The 19,120-nt window shown below is 69.1% G+C and carries 16 protein-coding genes; 14 read left to right on the forward strand and 2 right to left on the reverse strand.

The window, feature by feature from the left end:
• Positions 1-25: 25 nt before the first annotated feature.
• From VFE83_RS02765 to VFE83_RS02775, 3 genes are read left to right on the forward strand one after another with little or no spacing between them, the layout of a single operon-like run.
• Positions 26-5,497 (forward strand): HAMP domain-containing protein, encoded by a 5,472-nt coding sequence (locus VFE83_RS02765; RefSeq protein WP_324903341.1) that lies wholly within the window; start codon positions 26-28, stop codon positions 5,495-5,497.
• 5 nt (positions 5,498-5,502) lie between these two features.
• On the forward strand, positions 5,503-7,218 hold the full coding sequence (locus tag VFE83_RS02770; protein WP_324903342.1) for a response regulator: 1,716 nt from the start codon (positions 5,503-5,505) through the stop codon (positions 7,216-7,218).
• Positions 7,208-7,882, forward strand: a complete 675-nt coding sequence (locus VFE83_RS02775) for a HAMP domain-containing sensor histidine kinase (RefSeq protein ID WP_324903343.1) — start codon at positions 7,208-7,210, stop codon at positions 7,880-7,882. Before VFE83_RS02770 ends, VFE83_RS02775 begins: the two co-directional genes overlap by 11 nt.
• Positions 7,883-7,909: 27 nt before the next feature.
• Here VFE83_RS02775 and VFE83_RS02780 read toward each other — a convergent pair whose 3' ends face one another.
• Positions 7,910-8,140, reverse strand: coding sequence for a hypothetical protein (locus VFE83_RS02780; RefSeq protein ID WP_324903344.1), 231 nt, complete (start codon positions 8,138-8,140; stop codon positions 7,910-7,912).
• A 19-nt stretch (positions 8,141-8,159) separates the two neighbouring features.
• Here VFE83_RS02780 and VFE83_RS02785 point away from each other — a divergent pair, with 19 nt between their 5' ends.
• The 4 genes from VFE83_RS02785 to VFE83_RS02800 all read left to right on the forward strand — a co-directional run bounded on the left by VFE83_RS02785 (position 8,160) and on the right by VFE83_RS02800 (position 11,001).
• Entirely contained in the window at positions 8,160-8,426 is a 267-nt protein-coding gene (locus tag VFE83_RS02785) for a hypothetical protein (protein ID WP_324903345.1), read from the forward strand.
• Positions 8,427-8,609: 183 nt separating this feature from the next.
• Entirely contained in the window at positions 8,610-9,629 is a 1,020-nt protein-coding gene (ltaE, locus tag VFE83_RS02790; protein WP_324903346.1) for a low-specificity L-threonine aldolase, read from the forward strand.
• A gap of 103 nt (positions 9,630-9,732) precedes the next feature.
• The gene (locus VFE83_RS02795) at positions 9,733-10,269 is read left to right on the forward strand and encodes a cytochrome b (protein ID WP_324903347.1); all 537 of its coding nucleotides are present in this window, start codon (positions 9,733-9,735) and stop codon (positions 10,267-10,269) included.
• A gap of 132 nt (positions 10,270-10,401) precedes the next feature.
• Positions 10,402-11,001 (forward strand): hypothetical protein, encoded by a 600-nt coding sequence (locus VFE83_RS02800; RefSeq protein ID WP_324903348.1) that lies wholly within the window; start codon positions 10,402-10,404, stop codon positions 10,999-11,001.
• A gap of 20 nt (positions 11,002-11,021) precedes the next feature.
• Here the strand turns inward: VFE83_RS02800 and VFE83_RS02805 are convergent, their stop codons facing one another.
• Positions 11,022-12,458 carry a coniferyl aldehyde dehydrogenase gene (locus tag VFE83_RS02805; RefSeq protein ID WP_324903349.1) on the reverse strand — a complete coding sequence of 479 codons (1,437 nt, stop codon included), beginning with the start codon at positions 12,456-12,458 and terminating at the stop codon, positions 11,022-11,024.
• Between the two features lie 105 nt (positions 12,459-12,563).
• Between VFE83_RS02805 and VFE83_RS02810 the strand changes: the two genes are divergently transcribed.
• From VFE83_RS02810 to VFE83_RS02840, 7 genes are all read left to right on the forward strand, one after another.
• Positions 12,564-13,103 carry a gamma carbonic anhydrase family protein gene (locus tag VFE83_RS02810; protein WP_324903350.1) on the forward strand — a complete coding sequence of 180 codons (540 nt, stop codon included), beginning with the start codon at positions 12,564-12,566 and terminating at the stop codon, positions 13,101-13,103.
• 79 nt (positions 13,104-13,182) lie between these two features.
• Positions 13,183-13,704, forward strand: a complete 522-nt coding sequence (locus VFE83_RS02815; RefSeq protein WP_324903351.1) for an RDD family protein — start codon at positions 13,183-13,185, stop codon at positions 13,702-13,704.
• Entirely contained in the window at positions 13,704-14,384 is a 681-nt protein-coding gene (locus VFE83_RS02820; protein WP_324903352.1) for an RDD family protein, read from the forward strand. Before VFE83_RS02815 ends, VFE83_RS02820 begins: the two co-directional genes overlap by 1 nt.
• Entirely contained in the window at positions 14,381-15,391 is a 1,011-nt protein-coding gene (locus tag VFE83_RS02825; RefSeq protein WP_324903353.1) for a stage II sporulation protein M, read from the forward strand. Before VFE83_RS02820 ends, VFE83_RS02825 begins: the two co-directional genes overlap by 4 nt.
• Positions 15,388-17,133, forward strand: a complete 1,746-nt coding sequence (locus VFE83_RS02830) for a DUF4129 domain-containing protein (RefSeq protein WP_324903354.1) — start codon at positions 15,388-15,390, stop codon at positions 17,131-17,133. Before VFE83_RS02825 ends, VFE83_RS02830 begins: the two co-directional genes overlap by 4 nt.
• Positions 17,130-18,269 (forward strand): DUF4350 domain-containing protein, encoded by a 1,140-nt coding sequence (locus VFE83_RS02835; protein WP_324903355.1) that lies wholly within the window; start codon positions 17,130-17,132, stop codon positions 18,267-18,269. Before VFE83_RS02830 ends, VFE83_RS02835 begins: the two co-directional genes overlap by 4 nt.
• 32 nt (positions 18,270-18,301) lie before the next feature.
• On the forward strand, positions 18,302-19,120 hold an 819-nt coding region (locus tag VFE83_RS02840), incomplete at its 3' end, for an AAA family ATPase (protein WP_324903356.1).

Raw genomic sequence — 19,120 nt, forward strand, 5'->3', positions numbered from 1 at the left:
GTGTCGATTGACTACGGAAGCCAAGGTGCGTCGTCCGTCCGCACGCAAGAAGGCGAACGTCGCCGCACCGCAGGTGGCTGCGCCGCCGCCGTCGCAGGATCCACTGGACGTGCTGATCGACGCGATGGATGCCGTGCGTGCCGGCGATTTTTCCGTTCGCCTGCCGCTGAACTGGCAGGGCCGCGAAGGCCAGCTGGCGCAGATCCTCAATGACATCGTCAGCCAGAACCGGCGCCTGGCCGCCGAACTCTCGCGCGTGGGCGAGGCGGTCGGCCGCGAAGGCCAGACGCGCCAGCGCATCACGCCCGCCAACCGCGAAGGTGAATGGGCCGGCATGGAACAGTCGGTCAACGCGCTCATCGACGACCTGGTGCGCCCGGTGGTGGCGATGTCCGAGGCGATGGCCGGCGTGGCCAAGGGCGACCTCACCCGCTCGGTCCCGCTGGAAGCCGACGGCCGCCCGCTGAAGGGCGAGTTCCTGCGCTCGGCGACCATCGTCAACCGCATGATCGAGCAGATGACCGAGTTCAGCTCGGAAGTCACCCGCGTCGCGCTGGAGGTGGGCACCGCGGGCCGCCTGGGCGGGCAGGCCAAGGTCAAGGGCGTGTCGGGCGTGTGGAAGGACCTGACCGACTCGGTCAACCAGATGGCGAGCAACCTGACCGCACAGGTGCGCAACATCGCCGACGTGACCATCGCCGTGGCCAACGGCGACCTCTCGCGCAAGATCACCGTGGACGTGCGCGGCGAGATCCTGCAGCTGAAGGAAGCCATCAACACGATGGTGGACCAGCTGCGCGGCTTCGCCTCTGAAGTGACGCGCGTGGCGCGCGAGGTGGGCACCGAGGGCAAGCTCGGCGGCCAGGCCATCGTGCCCGGCGTGGCGGGCACCTGGAAGGACCTGACCGACTCGGTCAACGCGATGGCGTCCAACCTGACCTCGCAGGTGCGCAACATCGCGGAAGTGACCACCGCAGTGGCGCGCGGTGACCTGTCGCGCAAGATCACCGTGGACGTGCGCGGCGAGATCCGCGAACTCAAGGACACCATCAACACGATGGTGGACCAGCTCAACGGTTTCGCCTCGGAAGTGACGCGCGTGGCGCGCGAGGTGGGCACCGAAGGCCGCCTGGGCGGCCAGGCGCAGGTACCGGGCGTGGCCGGTACGTGGAAGGACCTCACCGACAACGTCAACTCGATGGCGTCGAACCTGACGCTGCAGGTGCGCAACATCGCCGAGGTCACCACCGCGGTGGCGAAGGGCGACCTGTCGCGCAAGATCACCGTGGACGTGCGCGGCGAGATCCTGGAGCTGAAGGACACCATCAACACGATGGTGGACCAGCTCAACGGCTTCGCCGCGGAAGTGACGCGCGTGGCGCGCGAAGTGGGTACCGAAGGCCGCCTGGGCGGTCAGGCCGTGGTGCCGGGCATCGCCGGCACCTGGAAGGACCTGACCGACTCGGTCAACGCGATGGCGTCCAACCTCACTTCGCAGGTGCGCAACATCGCCGAGGTGACCACCGCCGTCGCGCGCGGCGACCTGTCGCGCAAGATCACCGTGGACGTGCGCGGCGAAATCCTCGAACTGAAGGACACCATCAACACGATGGTGGACCAGCTGCGCGGTTTCGCTTCGGAAGTGACGCGCGTGGCGCGCGAGGTGGGTACGGAAGGCAAGCTCGGCGGCCAGGCGCAGGTGCCGGGCGTCGCCGGCACGTGGAAGGACCTCACCGACAACGTCAACTCGATGGCGTCCAACCTCACCGCGCAGGTGCGCAACATCGCCGAAGTCACCACTGCGGTGGCGAAGGGCGACCTGTCGCGCAAGATCGCGGTGGACGTGAAGGGCGAGATCCTGCAGCTGAAGGAAACCATCAACACGATGGTGGACCAGCTCAACGGTTTCGCCGCGGAAGTGACGCGCGTGGCGCGCGAGGTGGGCACCGAAGGCAAGCTCGGCGGCCAGGCGCAGGTGCCGGGCGTCACCGGCGCGTGGAAGGACCTCACCGACAACGTCAACTCGATGGCGTCCAACCTGACCACGCAGGTGCGAAACATCGCCGAAGTCGCCACCGCGGTGGCCAAGGGCGACCTGTCGCGCAAGATCGCGGTGGGCGCCGAAGGCGAGATCCTGCAGCTGAAGGAAACCATCAACACGATGGTGGACCAGCTCAACGGCTTCGCCGCGGAAGTGACGCGCGTGGCGCGCGAAGTCGGTACGGAAGGCAAGCTCGGCGGCCAGGCTCGCGTGCCGGGCGTCGCGGGTACCTGGAAGGACCTCACCGACAACGTCAACTCGATGGCGTCCAACCTCACCACGCAGGTGCGCGGCATCGCGGCGGTGGTGACCGCCGTGGCCAACGGCGATCTGCACAAGAAGCTGACGGTGGAAGCCAAGGGCGAGGTCGCCGAACTGGCCGACACCATCAACGCGATGACCAACACGCTCGCGATCTTCGCCGACCAGGTGACGACGGTGGCGCGCGAGGTGGGCGTGGAAGGCCGCCTGGGCGGCCAGGCCAAGGTGCCGGGCACGTCGGGCATCTGGAAGGACCTCACCGCCAACGTGAACCAGCTGGCCGCCAACCTGACCAACCAGGTGCGCGCGATCGCCGAGGTGGCCACCGCGGTGACGCAGGGCGACCTGACGCGTTCGATCCAGGTGGACGTGCGCGGCGAGGTGGCCGACCTGAAGGACAACATCAACGCGATGATCGCCAACCTGCGCGCGACCACCGAGTCGAACCGCGAGCAGGACTGGCTGAAGACCAACCTCGCCAAGTTCGGCAGCATGATGCAGGGCCAGCGCGACCAGCTGACGCTGGGCCAGATGCTGCTGTCGGAGCTCGCGCCGCTGGTGAATGCGCAGCAGGCGGTGATGTACATCGTCGAGGAGCGCGCAGATGGCGGCGCACCGCGTCTGCGCCAGCTGGCCGGTTACGCCGACACGTCCTCCGCCGAGCACGGCACGCTGGAGTTCGGCGAAGGCCTGGTCGGCCAGTGCGCGGCGCAGGCGCGCCTGATCCTGCTGGAGAACATGAACACCCAGGAGGTGCGCATCCAGTCCGGCCTGCTGCAGGCCGTGCCGCGCAGCGTGATCGTGCTGCCGGTGCTGTTCGAGGACCAGGTCAAGGCGGTCATCGAACTGGCCTCGCTGCATGAATTCACGCCGTCGCAGCTGGCATTCCTGGAGCAGCTGTCGGGCAGCATCGCCATCGTGCTCAACACCATCGAGGCGACCATGCGCACCGAGCGGCTGCTGGTGCAGTCGCAGCAGCTGGCCGGCGAACTGCAGGCGCAGCAGGACGAGCTGCAGCAGACCAACGAGGAAATCGCGCTCAAGGCCTCGCTGCTGGCGGCGCAGAAGTCCGAGGTGGAGCAGAAGAACCTGCAGATCGAGCAGGCGCGCCGCGCGCTCGAGGAAAAGGCCGCGGAACTGGCGCAGACGTCGCGCTACAAGTCCGAGTTCCTGGCCAACATGTCGCACGAGCTGCGCACCCCGCTCAACAGCATCCTGATCCTGAGCCAGCAGCTGGCCGAGAACCCGGAAGACAACCTGACCGACCGCCAGGTCGAATACGGCAAGACCATCCATGCCGCCGGCACCGACCTGCTGCACCTGATCAGCGACATCCTGGACCTGTCGAAGATCGAATCGGGCACGGTCACCATCGACATCGAGACCATCAGCTTTGCTCACCTGCGCGAGAACCTGGAACGCGGTTTCCGCCACGAGGCCGAGCGCCGCGGGCTGGAGTTCACGCTGGACCTCGCGCCGGAACTCGGTCCGACGCTGCGTTCGGACCCCAAGCGCCTGCAGCAGATCCTCAAGAACCTGCTGTCCAACGCGTTCAAGTTCACCGAACAGGGCAGCGTGAAGCTGCGCGCACGTCCCGCGACGCACGGCTGGAGCGAGGAGCATCCGGTGCTGTCGCGCGCGCCGGTCGTGGTGGCCATCGAGGTCACCGACACCGGCATCGGCATCTCGCCGGACAAGCAGCGCATCGTGTTCGAGGCGTTCCAGCAGGCCGACGCGGGCACCGCGCGCAAGTACGGCGGCACCGGCCTGGGCCTGGCGATCAGTCGCGAGATCGCAGGCCTGCTCGGCGGCGAGCTGCGGCTCAACAGCGTCGAGGGCGAGGGCAGCACGTTCACGCTGTACCTGCCGCTCAACTACGTCGGCAACGGCGAGGAGCGCAACCGCGCGCGCGATTCAAGCCGCGTGCGCGTCGAACTGCCGATGCCGGCCGAGCACGTCGCGGCCGCGGACGACGTGGGCCACGAGATCCTCGAGGACGACCGCGACGACCTGGTCTCGGAAGTGCCGACGCTGCTGATCGTCGAGGACGATGCGCACTACGCGTCGGTGCTGCGCGACCTGGCACGCTCGCGCGGATTCCAGGTGCTGCTGGCCTCGCGCGGCGACGAAGCGCTGCGGCTGGTGCGCGAGTACCGCCCCACCGCGATCACGCTGGACATCTTCCTGCCCGACATGCTCGGCTGGACCGTGCTGGCGCGGCTCAAGCAGGACGCCTCCACGCGCCACATCCCGGTGCAGATCGTCACCGTCGAGGAAGGCCGGCACCACAGCATCGAGCGCGGTGCGTTCTCGTACCTGGCCAAGCCGTCCTCGTCGGAGACCATCGGCGAGGCGCTGGAGCGCATCAAGCTGTACGCGATGCCGCGTGTGAAGCGCCTGCTGGTGGTGGAGGACGACGCGAACGAGCGCATGAGCATCGTCGAACTGCTGCGCCACGACGACATCGAGATCGACACCGTCGGTTCCGGCGAAGAAGCACTGCAGGCCCTGCGCGACGGCAAGTACGACTGCGCCGTGCTCGACCTGCGCCTGCCGGACATGAGCGGATTCGACCTGCTCGACCGCATCCAGGACGAGGAGCGCCTGCGCGACCTGCCGATCGTCGTGTTCACCGGCAAGGACCTCAGCGCGGACGAGGACGAACGCCTGCGCCGCGTCGCCAAGAGCGTGGTGCTCAAGGGCGTGGAATCGCCCGAGCGCCTGCTCGACGAGACCGCGCTGTTCCTGCACCGCGTGATCGGCAACCTGCCGCCGGCCAAGCAGCGCATGGTGCGCAGCCTGCACGAGTCCGATGATGGCCTGCGCGGCAAAAACGTGCTGGTGGTCGACGACGACGTGCGCAACATCTTCGCGCTGTCCAGCGTGCTGGAGCGCCACGGCATGAACGTGCACACCGCCGGCAACGGGCGCGATGCGATCGCCAAGGTCGGCGACATGCCGGAGCTCGACCTGGTGCTGATGGACATCATGATGCCGGGCATGGACGGTTACGACACGATGCGCGAGATCCGCGCACGCCAGGATCGCCGCACGCTGCCGATCGTCGCGCTGACCGCGAAAGCCATGAAGGGCGACCGCGAGAAGTGCCTGGAAGCCGGCGCGTCCGATTACCTCGCCAAGCCGGTCGTCACCGACCAGCTGCTGGGAGTGCTCAGGCAATGGCTGCAACGCTGAGAGACGTGGCCGCCCTCGCGGCGGCCGCTCCGGTGAAGATCCTGCTGGTCGACGACCAGCCGGGTCGCCTGCTGACGTACCGGACCATCCTGGAGCCGCTGGGCGAGGAGCTGGTCGAGGCGCATTCGGGCGTGGAAGCGCTCAAGCGGCTGATGGAGGACGAGTACGCCGTCATCCTGCTCGACGTGAACATGCCGCTGATGGACGGCTTCGAAACCGCCGCGATGATCCACCAGCACCCGCGTTTCGAGAACACGCCGATCATCTTCGTCACCGCGGTGAACCTGAGCGACCTCGACCGCCTGCGCGGCTACAAGCTCGGCGCCGTGGACTACGTGATGGTGCCGGTGATCCCCGAGATCATGCGCACCAAGGTGTCGGTGCTGGCCGAGCTGTACCGCAAGCGCCGCCAGTTGCAGGTGCTCAACAGCAGCCTGGAAGCGGCTCACGTCGCGCTGCAGCAGGAGAAGGCGCTGGAGCTGGAGCAGCTCAACGCATCGCTGCGCCAGGCCAATGCCGAGCTGGAGCTGCGCAATCGCGAGCTGCAGGCGGAGAACCGCGAACGCATCCGTGCCGAAGCGCGCCTGCGCGAAGCCGACCAGCGCAAGGACGAGTTCCTGGCAACGCTGGCGCATGAGCTGCGCAATCCGCTGGCGCCGCTGCAGAACGCGCTGGCGGTGCGCCGCCTGCGCGAACCGGGCGACCAGGACCCATTGTTCGCGATGATGGAACGGCAGCTGTCGCTGCTGGTGCGGATGATCGAGGACCTGCTCGACATCGCGCGCATCACGCGCGGCAAGTTCACTCTGCGCCGCGGCAGCACCACGCTGCAGGACGTGGTGTCCGCCGCGGTGGACACGGCGCGGCCGCTGATCGAACAAGGCGGGCACGCGCTGGAACTGCGCCTGCCCGAGGCGCCGATACGGCTGGAGGCCGACCACGCGCGACTGGCGCAGGTGTTCGCCAACCTGCTCAACAACGCCGCCAAGTATTCCGATCCGGGCGGCCGCATCGAACTGGGCGCCAGGGAAAGCGACGACGGCATCGAAGCCTGGGTGAGCGACGCGGGCATCGGCCTGGCGCCCGAGCAGATCGAGGTGGTCTTCGAGATGTTCCGCCAGGTGGACACCACCGTGGAGCGTTCGCGCGGCGGGCTCGGCATCGGCCTGACGCTGGTGCAGCGCCTGGTCGAGATGCACGGCGGCACGGTGCAGGTGCACAGCGATGGCCTGGGTCGCGGCTGTACCTTCCGCATCCGCCTGCCGTCCGTGGACGGAGTGCTGGACACGCCTGTCGAACCGTCGCGACCCGCGATCGCCGTTTCGCCGACTGCGCGTCGTGTGCTGGTCGTGGACGACAACCACGATTCGGCCGACACGCTGGCGATGATGCTGCGCCTGCTGGGCCACGAACCGCAGGTGCTGTACGACCCGGCCGCGGTCGAGGACGCCGTGGCTTCGTTCGAGCCCGAGATCGTGTTCCTCGACCTGGGCATGCCGGGCCGCAGCGGTTACGAAGTCGCGCGCGCACTGCGCGAGCGCGGGGGAGCGCGGCCGACGATCGTCGCCGTAACCGGTTGGGGCCAGCCGGAAGATCGCCAGCGCACGACGCAAGCGGGCTTCGACCACCACCTGGTCAAGCCGCCCGATATCCAGGCGGTGATCGACATCTGCCGCCAGGGCGCCCACCCGTTCGCCGAGGATCTTGCCCATGACGGGTAATAGCCCACCGTGGATGGCCAAGTGGTCGCACGACCTGCGCGGCCCGCTGTCGCCCATCCAGTCCGCGTTGTTCCTGCTGCGCCATGGCGGCGTGCAGGGCACCGAACGCGACGAGCTGTTCGAACTGATCGACCGGCAGATCCGCCGGCTCAGCGGCATGATCGACGAGATCGGCGACTGGGTGCGCGCCGACCAGGGACGCCTGCTGTCGCGCAGCGGTCCCATCGATCTGGCGCAGATGGTGGAGGCCAGCCGCGGGCTAGGCGCCGCGGCCGTGCCGGTGCGCTATCTGGGCGGCGCCGACGAGGCCTGCGTGGAGGGCGATGCGTCGCGCCTGGCGAATCTGCTGTCCACCTTCTTCTGGCTGATCGCCGCGCGCAACGGCACGGAACACCCCGGCAGCGGCGACGGCGCCACCATCGAAGCGGTAGATGGATGGGTGGAACTGTCCGGCGTGATCAATCCCGCGGTGCTCGGCGGGGGCGACGTGGAGTCGCTGTTCACGCAGCCCCAACCGGCGCCGATGGGCGACGGCCTGGGCCTGCGCCTGCTGATCGCGCACGCCATCGCCAGCGGCCACGGCGGACAGTTGCAGGCGCGTGCGGGCGAGGGCGGTTCCACGCGCGTCGAGTTGCGCCTGCCGCTTGCGCGCAGATCCGGCTGACGCCGCTTCGTTCACGGTTCCATCGCGTCACGGCCGGATAGTGGCAACAGGCCATTCCGGAGACACGTCATGACGCGAACCGCCGATGGACTCGAAATCATCCAGCGCCTCGGCCAGCAGTACGAAGAGGCGCTGAAGGCGGCCGGGTTTGCACCAGGGCCTCGCGATGATCGTCGCGAGGGTCATGCCGACCGTCATCGCCAAGCCACGCGCGACATGCACGCCCGCGAGCTGCACGCCGGCGGGCGCACCCGGCATCGCGCATGACGGTGGGCGGATGAATCCCGACTGGATCGGCTGGCTCGCCTCTGCGGTCCTGCTCGCCACCCTGATCCGCCAGACCATCGCCTGCGCGCGCGATCCGGAAGCACGCGGGGTTTCAAGGTGGCTCTTCCTCGGCCAGTGCGTCGCATCGGCCGGCTTCGTCGTCTATAGCGTGATGGTCGGCAACCGCGTCTTCATCGTCACCAACAGCGCAATCCTCGCCACCGCCATCATCGGCCAATGCATCGTCGCGCGACGCAAGAGGCGCTCGCGGGTGTGAGGACGTGGCGCCTCGTGCGGTCACGCATGAGTTGATCGTTCATACCGCAGGGTGGCCGGACTAGGCTGCGAATGCCGTCTCGTTCGTGCGTACCGCACCTACGTGGTCGCTTCGAGCAGAACCTGAGGCGGACTGCCCGCTGGCATACTCGGCGGCACCGCCGACATCCGCGAATGCTTGACCATGCACTGGATCGACCTGCGCAGCGACACCGTCACCCAGCCCACGCCTGCCATGCGCGAGGCCATGATGCGCGCGCCGGTCGGCGACGACGTGTATGGGGAGGACCCGACCGTCAACGCGCTGCAGCAGCGGCTGGCGGACGAGATGGGTTTCGAGGCGGGGCTGTTCGTACCCAGCGGTACGCAGTCCAACCTGATCGGGCTGATGGCGCACTGCGAGCGCGGCGACGAGTACATCGTCGGCATGGACGCGCACACCTACAAGTACGAAGGCGGCGGTGCGGCGGTGCTGGGCTCGATCCAGCCGCAGCCGATCGTGCAGTCGCCCGGTGGGACGCTGCCGCTGGACGCGGTGGAACGCGCGATCAAGCCGGTGGATCCGCACTTCGCGCGCACGCGCCTGCTGTGCCTGGAGAACACCTGGCACGGCCGCGTGCTGCCGCTGGACTACCTGGCCTCGGCCCGCGCGCTGTGCGACCGCCGTGGCCTGGCCCTGCATCTGGACGGCGCGCGCCTGTTCAACGCCGCGGTGGCGCTGGACGTGCCGGTGCGCGAGATCACCCGCCACTTCGACAGTGTGTCGGTGTGCCTGTCGAAGGGACTGGGCGCACCGGTCGGCTCCGTGCTGCTGGGCACGCAGGCGCTGATCGACACCGCCCGGCGCTGGCGCAAGGTGGTCGGAGGCGGCATGCGCCAGGCGGGATTGCTCGCCGCGGGCGCGTCGTACGCGCTGGACCATCACGTCGCGCGACTGGCCGACGACCATGCGCGTGCCGCGCGCATCGCCGATGGACTGCAGGAACTCGACCTCGTGCGCGTGGTCGCCCAGCACACCAACATGGTGTTCATCGAAGTGCCGGTGGATCGCCACGATGCGTTGCGCCGAGCGATGGACGACGCACGCATCCGTGTTTCCATCGGCTACACGCCGGCGATCCGGCTGGTCACGCACCTGGACGTCGACGACGAAGGCGTGGAACGCACGGTGCAGGCGCTGCGCCGGTTTGCCGCTGCTGGCTGATCGCACCTCGGCAGCCACGCCAGCACTACATCTGATCGTGCTCAAGGCAGGTGGCGCGCTCCCGATGGGATAACCGGATTGGTTTCCTTCGGAGGATGCGCCCATGTTCACCCGTGCCAACCGTTATTCCCGCGGCCTGCGTGCGCTGCACTGGCTGACCGCGTTGCTAATCCTGGCCGCCTACCTCGCCATCGAACAGCGAGGGCTGTTCGCCCGCGGGACGCCCGCACGCACGGCGATGGTGCAGGCGCACTTCTGGTTTGGGCTGTGCGTGTTTGCGTTCGCGCTGTGGCGCGTGACCTTGCGCATGCGCCACCGCATGCCGGCGGTCAGTCCCCCGCTGCCCGTATGGCAGGCCGTGCCCGCCGGCTTGCTGCATGTGGCGCTGTACGCGTTCCTGCTGGTCATGCCGGTGCTGGGCCTGCTCACCGTCTGGGCCGACGGAAAGGCGGTGCAGGTGCCGCTCACGTCGTTCGTGCTGCCGGCGCTGATCGCGCCCGACACGGTGTTGGCCGGGCGGCTGGAAGACCTGCACGGCGGCATCGGCGAGTGCTTCTACTGGGTGATCGGCCTGCACGTGCTCGCGGCGCTATACCACCACTACGTGCGGCGGGACGACACGCTGCGGCGAATGCTGTGATACAGCGTCCGTCGCGAAGGCGCGCCGCGGCCGGGGATCGAAACGCATGAAGAATCCCGGAGAGTCAGATTCACGGATGCCCGCGTCCGTGACATTGTTCCGCCCCTTTCACACGTTCAAGGACGTTCGCTCATGTCGATGCATCTTCTTCACCCGCTTCGTAGCCGTCTCCTGTCCGCAACGCTGGTGATCGGCAGTGTGGTCGCCCCGGCGGCAGTGGCCCACGCAGCGGAGCAGGATGAGTCGCCGGCGAGCACGATCGCGACTGCGGACGAAGCACTGGCCCGGCTTGGCGATGCGCTCGCCTGCAGGGACGACGCCGCCTACTACGCAATCAGCCAGGCGCTTTCCGACATCCATTACAAGGAGCAGCCCGACCCAGCCTTCGCGGGCTGGAAGGAAGTGGAGCAGGACAACGCCTTCGTGTACGAGTTTGCGCTGCCGCGACCGGTCGAAGCATTCGGCCACGAGACGCAGCGCGTACTGCTGGCGGGCAGCGGCCTGATGGCGATGCTTCCGGGAGCCGACCGGGATTCCCTGGTTGCGCAGCTGCAATTGACCCGCGCCGGATTTCCCTCGACGGGACACATCTACACGCGCGAGATCGATCGCACCGAGGTCGGCGAAGGGGCCTTCGCGATGACGCAGGTCATCCGGCTGACGGTGAGCACCATCACCACGCATCCGGACGTCACGCTGGCCGGCTGCGAGTACGCGCTGGAAGAGCGCTGAGCGATGTTGTCCGGCGCGATCTACCTGGCCAGCAGGCGCACCATGCGGTCCACGAAGCCGCGGTAAGGCGGCTTGAGCAGGTCGCTGCCGGCCAGGCGACGCTGGCGGAACACCGGCAGCAGCTTGCTGAAGGTATCGAAGCCGGTGCGGCCGTGGATCGCGCCGATGCCGCTGGGGCCGATGCCGCCGAACGGCAGGTCGTGGGCACCGAAGTGCAGCAGCGTGTCGTTGACGGTCACGCCGCCGGCGAGCGTGGCCGAAACGATCTTCTCGACGCTGCGTTCGTCGTCGCTGAAGGGATACAGCGCCAGTGGCCGGTCGAGTGAGCGGATACGCGCGACCGCGTCGTCCAGCGTGCGGTACGACAGCACCGGCAGGATGGGTCCGAAGATCTCGTTGCGCATGACCTCGCTGTCGGCCGGCGGTTCCAGCACCAGCGTTGGCGGGAACAGGCGCTCACTCGCAAGTCGTGCGCGCGTGGCGTCGTCAGACTGCGGCGTCACCGGCTCGATCACGCGGGCGCCGTGCGCGCGTGCGTCGTCCACATAGCCGCGCAGCCGCGCGTACTGACCGTCGTTGATGATGCGCGTGTAGTCGCGCGAGCCTTCCAGGTCGCCGTAACGCGCGCGCAGTTCGCGCTGCATGGCTTCGACGAAGGCATCGCGGCGCGCTTCATCCACCAGCACGTAATCCACGCCGATGCAGGTCTGTCCGGCGTTGAACCACTTGCCGGTGGCGATGCGGGCGGCGGCGCGATCGAGCGGGTAATCCGGGCAGACCACGGCCGGCGCCTTGCCGCCCAGTTCCAGCGTCACCGGCGTCAGGTTGGGTGCGGCCGCCGCCATCACCTTGCGGCCCACTGCGGTGGAGCCGGTGAACAGCAGGTGGTCGAATGGAAGCGAGGCGAACGCGGCGCCGATCTCCGGGCCGCCCAGCGCTACCGCGACGCGGTCGGCGGGAAACACCTCCGACAGCAGGTCGCGCAGCCAGCGGCTCGTGCGCGGCGTGTGTTCCGAAGGCTTCAGGTACACGTGGTTACCTGCCGCGATGGCCGACATTAGGGGCACCAGCGCCAGGTTCACCGGATAGTTCCAGGGCGAGAGGATGCCGACCACGCCGACCGGTTCGGGCACGATGCGCGCGCTGGCGGGCCAGAAGCGCCAGCCGACCGCGGCGCGGCGCGGGCGCATCCAGCGGCGCAGGTGCTTGAGCGCGTGATCGAGTTCGGCCAGCACGATCATCGCTTCGGACAGCAGGTTCTCGTGCTGGCTGCGATGGCCGAAGTCGGCGCGGATCGCCGCGTCCATCGAATCGACGCGTGCACGGAACGCCTCGCGCAGCCGCAGCAGGTCGGCCCGGCGCTGGGCGTGGTCAGGCTTGCGGGCCTGCCAGGCGCGACGCAGCTCCGCGTGCGTGGTGGCCAGCTCGTCCAGCGGAGTGTCGGCGGTGATGTCCATGCGGTGGAGTGTAGTCCCGGGCCGCCGGCGCAGGAGGGGCGAAACCGGCGCGGGTTTGGGGGGCGTCGCGGCCGCTCCGTAGGGTCGCGACGGTAGAATCCGGGCATGACCATGCGCCCTTACCTCGACGCGTTCCCGACCCACGGCGAGCGGGTCTACATCGACCCGGCCGCCGTCGTGATCGGCGCGGTCACCATGGGCGACGACGCCTCCATCTGGCCGATGTGCGTCGTCCGCGGCGACGTCAACGAGATCCACATCGGCGCACGCACCAACCTGCAGGACGGCACCATCGTCCACGTCACGCACGAGGGTCCGTTCACCCGACCCGGCGGCCTGCCGACGGTGATCGGCAACGACGTCACCGTCGGACACGGCGCGATCCTGCATGCGTGCACGCTGGACGACTTCTGCCTGATCGGCATGGGCGCGCGCGTGCTCGACGGCGCGCGTGTGCACCGGCACGGCTTCGTCGGCGCGGGCGCGGTGATCCCGCCCGGCAAGGAGGTCGGCGAGGCCGAACTGTGGCTGGGCAACCCGGCGCGCTTCGTGCGCAGGCTCAGCGAGCGCGAGATCGAACATTTGCACTACAGTGCCGAGCACTATGTACGATTGAAGGACCGCTACCTCGGCATGGCCGGCTAGCGGTGTGGCAGGCGCGGCAGGGGGCCGCGTCACCGCATCACCGGGGCGTGGACGCGTCCTGCATGGACAGGGGAATCGCATGGAAGGATTCGAGTTCCGCAACCCGTATGCGGCGCCGGCGGCGCAGCTGCCGGTCGCGCCGGTCGAACGCGATGAGGCGGACGAACTGGTGCTCGCCGGGCGGCTGCCGCGGCTGCTGGCGCAGCTTTGCGACAACGCGCTCGTGGTGGTGATCGCGTTGCCGCTCTACATCGCCATCGCGGGGCTCGAAAGCCGGGAAGACCTGGGGCCGGGAATCGCGTCGATCGCGTTGCTGACCGTGGTTGTGATGCTCGCGTACGTGGCGTTGCAACTGGTGCTGCTGTACCGCCACGGACAGACGCTGGGCAAGCGCTGGATCGGCATCCGCATCGTGCGCGGCGACGGCGACCGCGCCGGCCTTCTGCGCCTGCTGTTCCTGCGCGGCTTCGTGCCCGGATTCATCAGCGGCATCCCGTACATCGGCTGGGTGTTCGCGCTAGGCAACGTGCTGTGGATCTTCGGCGAGGAACGCCGCTGCCTGCACGACCACTTCGCCGACACCATCGTCGTGAACGCCTGATGCTCGACACCTACCGGGAAGTCGTGACGCCCGAGGGCGTCGCGCTGCACCTGCCCGCGGCCGGCCCGGTGCCGCGCGCGCTGGCGTGGACGCTGGACTTCCTGATCCGCGCGGTCGCGATGTCGGTGGCCGGCATGGTGCTCGGTCTGCTTGGCCGCAGCGGCGCCGGCTTCTACGCGGTGGTGTTGTTCCTGGTGTACTGGTTCTATCCGGTGCTGTTCGAGGCGATGTGGAACGGCCGCACGCCGGGCAAGCGGGCGCTGGGCCTGCGCGTGATCTCCGCCAACGGCGCGCCCGTCGGCTGGCTGGCCGCATTCACCCGCAACCTGCTGCGCGTGGTCGACATGCTGCCGGTGGCGTACGCGACCGGGCTGGTATCGAGCCTGCTCGATCCGTGGGGGCGCCGTCTGGGCGACATGGTCGCCGGCACGCTGGTCGTGCACGAGGCACGCCCGCACGAGCCGCAGCCGGCACCGGTGAACCACGCGATGGCGCCGCCGGTCGCGCTGCGCCCGCACGAGCAGGCCGCACTGGTCGCCTTCGCCGAACGCGGGCTGCGCCTGACCGAAGCCCGCCAGGCCGAGCTGGCCGACCTCGCCGAACCGCTGACCGGCGCGCGCGGCACGACGGCGGTGACGCGGTTGTACGGCATGGCCAACTGGCTGCTGGGGCGTCGATGAGGCAGGAAGACTTCGTCCGACGGCACCAGTCGGAATGGATCGCCTTCGAGCACTGGCTCGATGCGCGCGGCCAGAACGCGAAGCAGGCGCGCCAGTCGCGGCGCGAGTGGCAGGGCCTGGGCGACTTCGAACTGCCGTCGCGCTACCGCCGCCTGTGCCAGCAACTGGCGCTGGCGCGGCGCCGCGGCTACAGCCCGGTGGTGACCGAGCGCCTGCAGGACCTGATGCAGCGCGGCCATGGCCTGCTGTACCGCACGCCTGCGCCGCGCTGGCGTCGCGCGGTGGAATTCCTGATCGCCGGATTCCCGCGCCTGGTGCGCGCCGAGCGCGGCTGCATGCTCGCCTCGTTCGTGCTGTTCTGGCTGCCGCTGGTGGTGATCTTCGCGGCGATCCAGTGGAAGCCGGAGCTGTCGGCGTCGCTGTTCGATCCCATGCAGCTGATGCAGTTCGAAAACATGTACGACCCGGCCGACCCGGCGCGCAAGCTCGGTCGCGACAGCGGCACCGACATGGCGATGTTCGGCCATTACGTCTGGAACAACGTCAGCATCGGCTTCCGCACTTTCGCCAGCGGACTCATCGCCGGCATTGGCGCAATCGTCGTGCTGATCATGAACGGCATCATGATCGGCGGCGTGGCCGGGCACCTGCAGGCGGTGGGCCATGGCGATCCGTTCTGGCGCTTCGTCGCGGCCCATTCCGCACCCGAACTCACCGCGATAGTGATTGCCGGCGGTGCGGGCCTGCGCCTGGGCCTGGCGCTGGTCGCACCCGGACAGCGCCGGCGTGCGGACGCGCTGCTCGAAGCCGGGCGCCGCGGCGCCCTGCTGTGCGTGGGCGTGCTGGCGATGCTGGTGTTCGCGGCGTTCGTCGAGGCGTTCTGGTCGTCGATCGCGTGGATTCCCGCGTGGATCAAGTACACCGTCGGCGGCGTGCTGTGGACGCTGACCGTCGCGTGGCTGCTGCTGGGCGGTCGTGATCGTGCGCATGAGGACGCGCCGGCATGAGGATCGAGTCGCTCACCGTCGCGCTGCGTCCGCGTACCGCGTGGGAAGCGGTCGAGCTGGGCACGGCGCTGGTGCGCCGGCATGCGGCCGCCATCTGGAAGCCGTGGATCGCGCTGACGCTGCCGGTGTTCGTGCTGATCAACCTATTCGCGTGGGCCATCGACATGCTGTGGCTGGGCGGCTTGGCAATGTGGTGGCTGAAGCCGGCGTTCGACCGCGTGCCGCTGTTCGTGCTGTCGCGCGCGGTGTTCGGCGATGCGCCCACGCCGCGGCAGACGCTGCGCGCGCAACGCAGCTGGGGCGTGGAGTGGCTGATCCCGCACCTCACCTGGCGCCGCCTGAGCCTGGTGCGCTCGCTCTATCTGCCGGTGGACCTGTTGGAAGGCGCGAGCGGCAGCGAGGCCCGCGACCGTCGCCGCGCGCTGGGTGCGCCGGTGTATGGCGTGGCCACGCTGCTGACCGTGGTGTGCCTGCATTTCACCTTGGCGGTGTGGCTCGGTATCGGCGGCCTGGTGTTGCTGTTCGTGCCCAACGAATACCTCAGCGAGATCATGCAGTCGCTGTGGAAGCTGCTGCAGGACGCACCGACCTGGCTGCGGCTCGCGTCCAATGCCGTGATGTGGCTGGCGACGGGACTGATCGAGCCGTTCTACGTCGGTGCCGGTTTCGGCCTGTATCTCAACCGCCGTACGCAGATCGAGGCGTGGGACATCGAGCTCACGCTGCGCCGACTGCGCGCGCGCCTGCTGCGGGGTGTCGCGCCGCTGGCGCTGCTGTTCGCGTTCGGCCTGACGGCGATGCCGTCGCACGCGCAGGAGACCGATGAGGATTTCGTCGATGGCGACGCCACAGAAGAAATCGTCGAGGACGTGGAACGCGATGCGCCCCGCGTGACGCTGGAGGAAGTCTTCGGTCGTCCGCTCGCCGACGACAGCGGCCTGCGCGACGGCGTGAACGCGCAGCAGGTGCCGCAACCCGCGCCACCCGCGCAGCCGGTCGAAGCGGGCAACGCGACACTCGATCGCAGCGGCGGCAATGCGGTGAACGACCGCGCGGCCGGCCTGCCGCTGGCCGACGACCGTGGCCTGCGCGACGCGGTGAAACGCGCCTACGCCGACCCGAGCGTTACGCCCAAGCGTAAGGTCACGACCTGGAAGAAGCGCGATCCCGAGAAGAAAAAGGAAGAGCCGCGCAAGCCGTCACCGGCACCGCTGGCCGCGCTCGGCGCCGTGCTGGCGATCATCAGTGAATACGGCCTGTGGATCGTGGTCGGCGTGATCGTGCTGGTGCTGTTGCTGACGTCCCCGCGCTGGCTGCGCTGGTTCCGCGGCGGACTGGCACGCGAGCGGCTGGAGCCGGGCGAAGTGCGCCGCACCGACGCAGCCGAAGTGCAGGCGCCGTTGCCGGAAGACATCCCCGGCGCGATCCGCCGTCTCTGGCGCGAAGGCCGCGAGCGCGAAGCCCTGGCGATGCTCTACCGCGCCAGTGTGGAGACGATGGTCGCGCGCACCGAAACCGTCCTGGTGCCCGGCGCCACCGAAGCCGAAGTGCTGCGCGCCTCGCGCCGCATGCCGCGCGGCGAGGATCGCGACGTGTTCGCGCGTGCGGTGCGGGTGTGGCAGTACGCGGCATACGCACAGCGCTTGCCGGGTGCCGATGAATTCGAGGCGCTGCTGCGCGAGCTTGCCGAGCGTTTCGCCTGGTCGGCGCGGCCCGCCGTCAACGGGAGTGCCCCCGCATGACGCTCACCCGCCGCACGCTGCTCATCGCCCTCGTCGTGCTGATCGCCGCCTTGGCGGTGTGGGCTGGCATCGCGTGGTGGAAACGCAATTACGAGCGTGTCGACGAATGGGTCGACATGCCGCGCACCGGCGAGGCGCGCACCAATCCGCTGTACGTGCTGAAGCTGGCGCTGCGCGCCGACGGCGTGAAGGCCGAGGCGATGCAGCGACTGCCGCGCGGTCCGCTTGCCTTGGGCGATCGCGACACGGTGCTGATGCTCAGCGATCCGCGCGCGCTGTCGCGCGCCGACAGCGATGCACTGCTGGCGTGGGTGGAACGCGGCGGCCACCTGCTGCTGCGCACGCCCGCGCCCGGGCTGCTGCCCGGCAACGCACAGGTGCCGATCTTCGAGCGGCTGGAACTGGTGCCGCTGACCGTGCCGCCGGCATGCACGGGACTGGACGTGCGTGGCGAAGACCCTCACGTGGAGTTCTGCGGCGGCCGCCGCTTCACCGCACTCGACACTGCCGCGGCGCCGCTGCTGCGCTGGGGCGATCCGCAGGGTGGCGACGTGTTCATGCGCCTGCCGCACGGTCAGGGCACGGTCGACGTGCTCGCGGAGTTCGACTTCCTCACCAACGACAAGCTCAAGGACGGCACCCACATCGCGCTGACGCGACAGCTGCTGGCGCCCAACTATCGCGCCGGCACCATGCACCTGGTGTACGCGGCGCAGATGCCGTCGTTCTGGTCGACGCTGCTGCGGCAGAGCTGGATGGTGTGGGCGCCGCTGCTGCTCGCGCTGCTTGCCTGGCTGTGGCGCCGCGGCCAGCGCTTCGGCCCGCTGCTGCCGTCCGTCGCGGGCGAACGCCGCTCGCTGCTGGAGCACATCGTCGCCAGCGGCGAGCACATCTACCGCTATGGCTACGGCCACCTGCTGCACGAAGCCGCGCGCAACGCCTTCCTCGCCCGCCTGCGCCGCCGCGACCCGCAGGCCGCCGCGCTCACCGGCGACACGCAGGCGGCGATGCTGGCCGAACGCTTCGGCATGAGCACCGCCGACGTGCGCGACGCCCTCTCCACGCCCATCGCACGCGACCACGCGGCGTTCCGCAGCCGCGTCGCCACGCTGGTCCGCATGCGCAACCTGCTATGACTCCGAACGACATCAACCCCAAGAGCCACGCCATGAACGCCGACACTTCCGTGCCCCTGGTTCCGATCACCGGTCAAGCGCTGGCCGAACGCGCGGCCGCCGTGCGCGAGGAGGTGGGCAAGGCCTTCATCGGCCAGGAGGCCGTGCTCGACCAGATCCTCATCGCACTGCTGGCCGGCGGCCACGTGCTGATCGAGGGCGTGCCCGGGCTGGGCAAGACGCTGCTGGTACGCGCGCTGTCGCGTGCGCTGGACTGCAGCTTCGCGCGCGTGCAGTTCACGCCGGACCTGATGCCCAGCGACATCAGCGGCCACGCGGTATGGAACCCGAAGACCGAGACGTTCAACATCCGCCGCGGCCCGGTGTTCACCAACCTGCTGCTCGCGGACGAGATCAACCGCGCACCGGCCAAGACGCAGTCCGCGCTGCTCGAAGCGATGCAGGAAATGCAGGTGACCATCGAAGGCCACAGCTTCCAGCTGCCGCCGCCGTTCCTGACCCTGGCCACGCAGAATCCGGTCGAGCAGGAGGGCACCTACCCGCTGCCGGAGGCGCAGCTCGACCGCTTCCTGCTGAAGGTGCTCATCGGTTACCCCTCGCGTGCCGACGAGAAGCGCATGGTCACCGCGGTGAGCCAAGGCCGCAGTGCGTCGGACTTCGACCTGTCGCAGGTCGCGCGCGTGCTGGGACCGCAGGACATCGCGGCGATGCAGGCCGGCACCGCGCAGACGCAGGTGGACGATGCGGTGATCGACTACGCCGTCCGCATCGTCGCCGCGACGCGCGACTGGGCCGGCATCGCGCTGGGCGCCGGCCCGCGCGGCAGCCTCGCGCTGGTGCGCGCGGCACGT

Origin of the sequence: Lysobacter sp., from assembly GCF_035655815.1 — a bacterium.
In the GTDB taxonomy this organism is placed as follows: domain Bacteria; phylum Pseudomonadota; class Gammaproteobacteria; order Xanthomonadales; family Xanthomonadaceae; genus Lysobacter_J.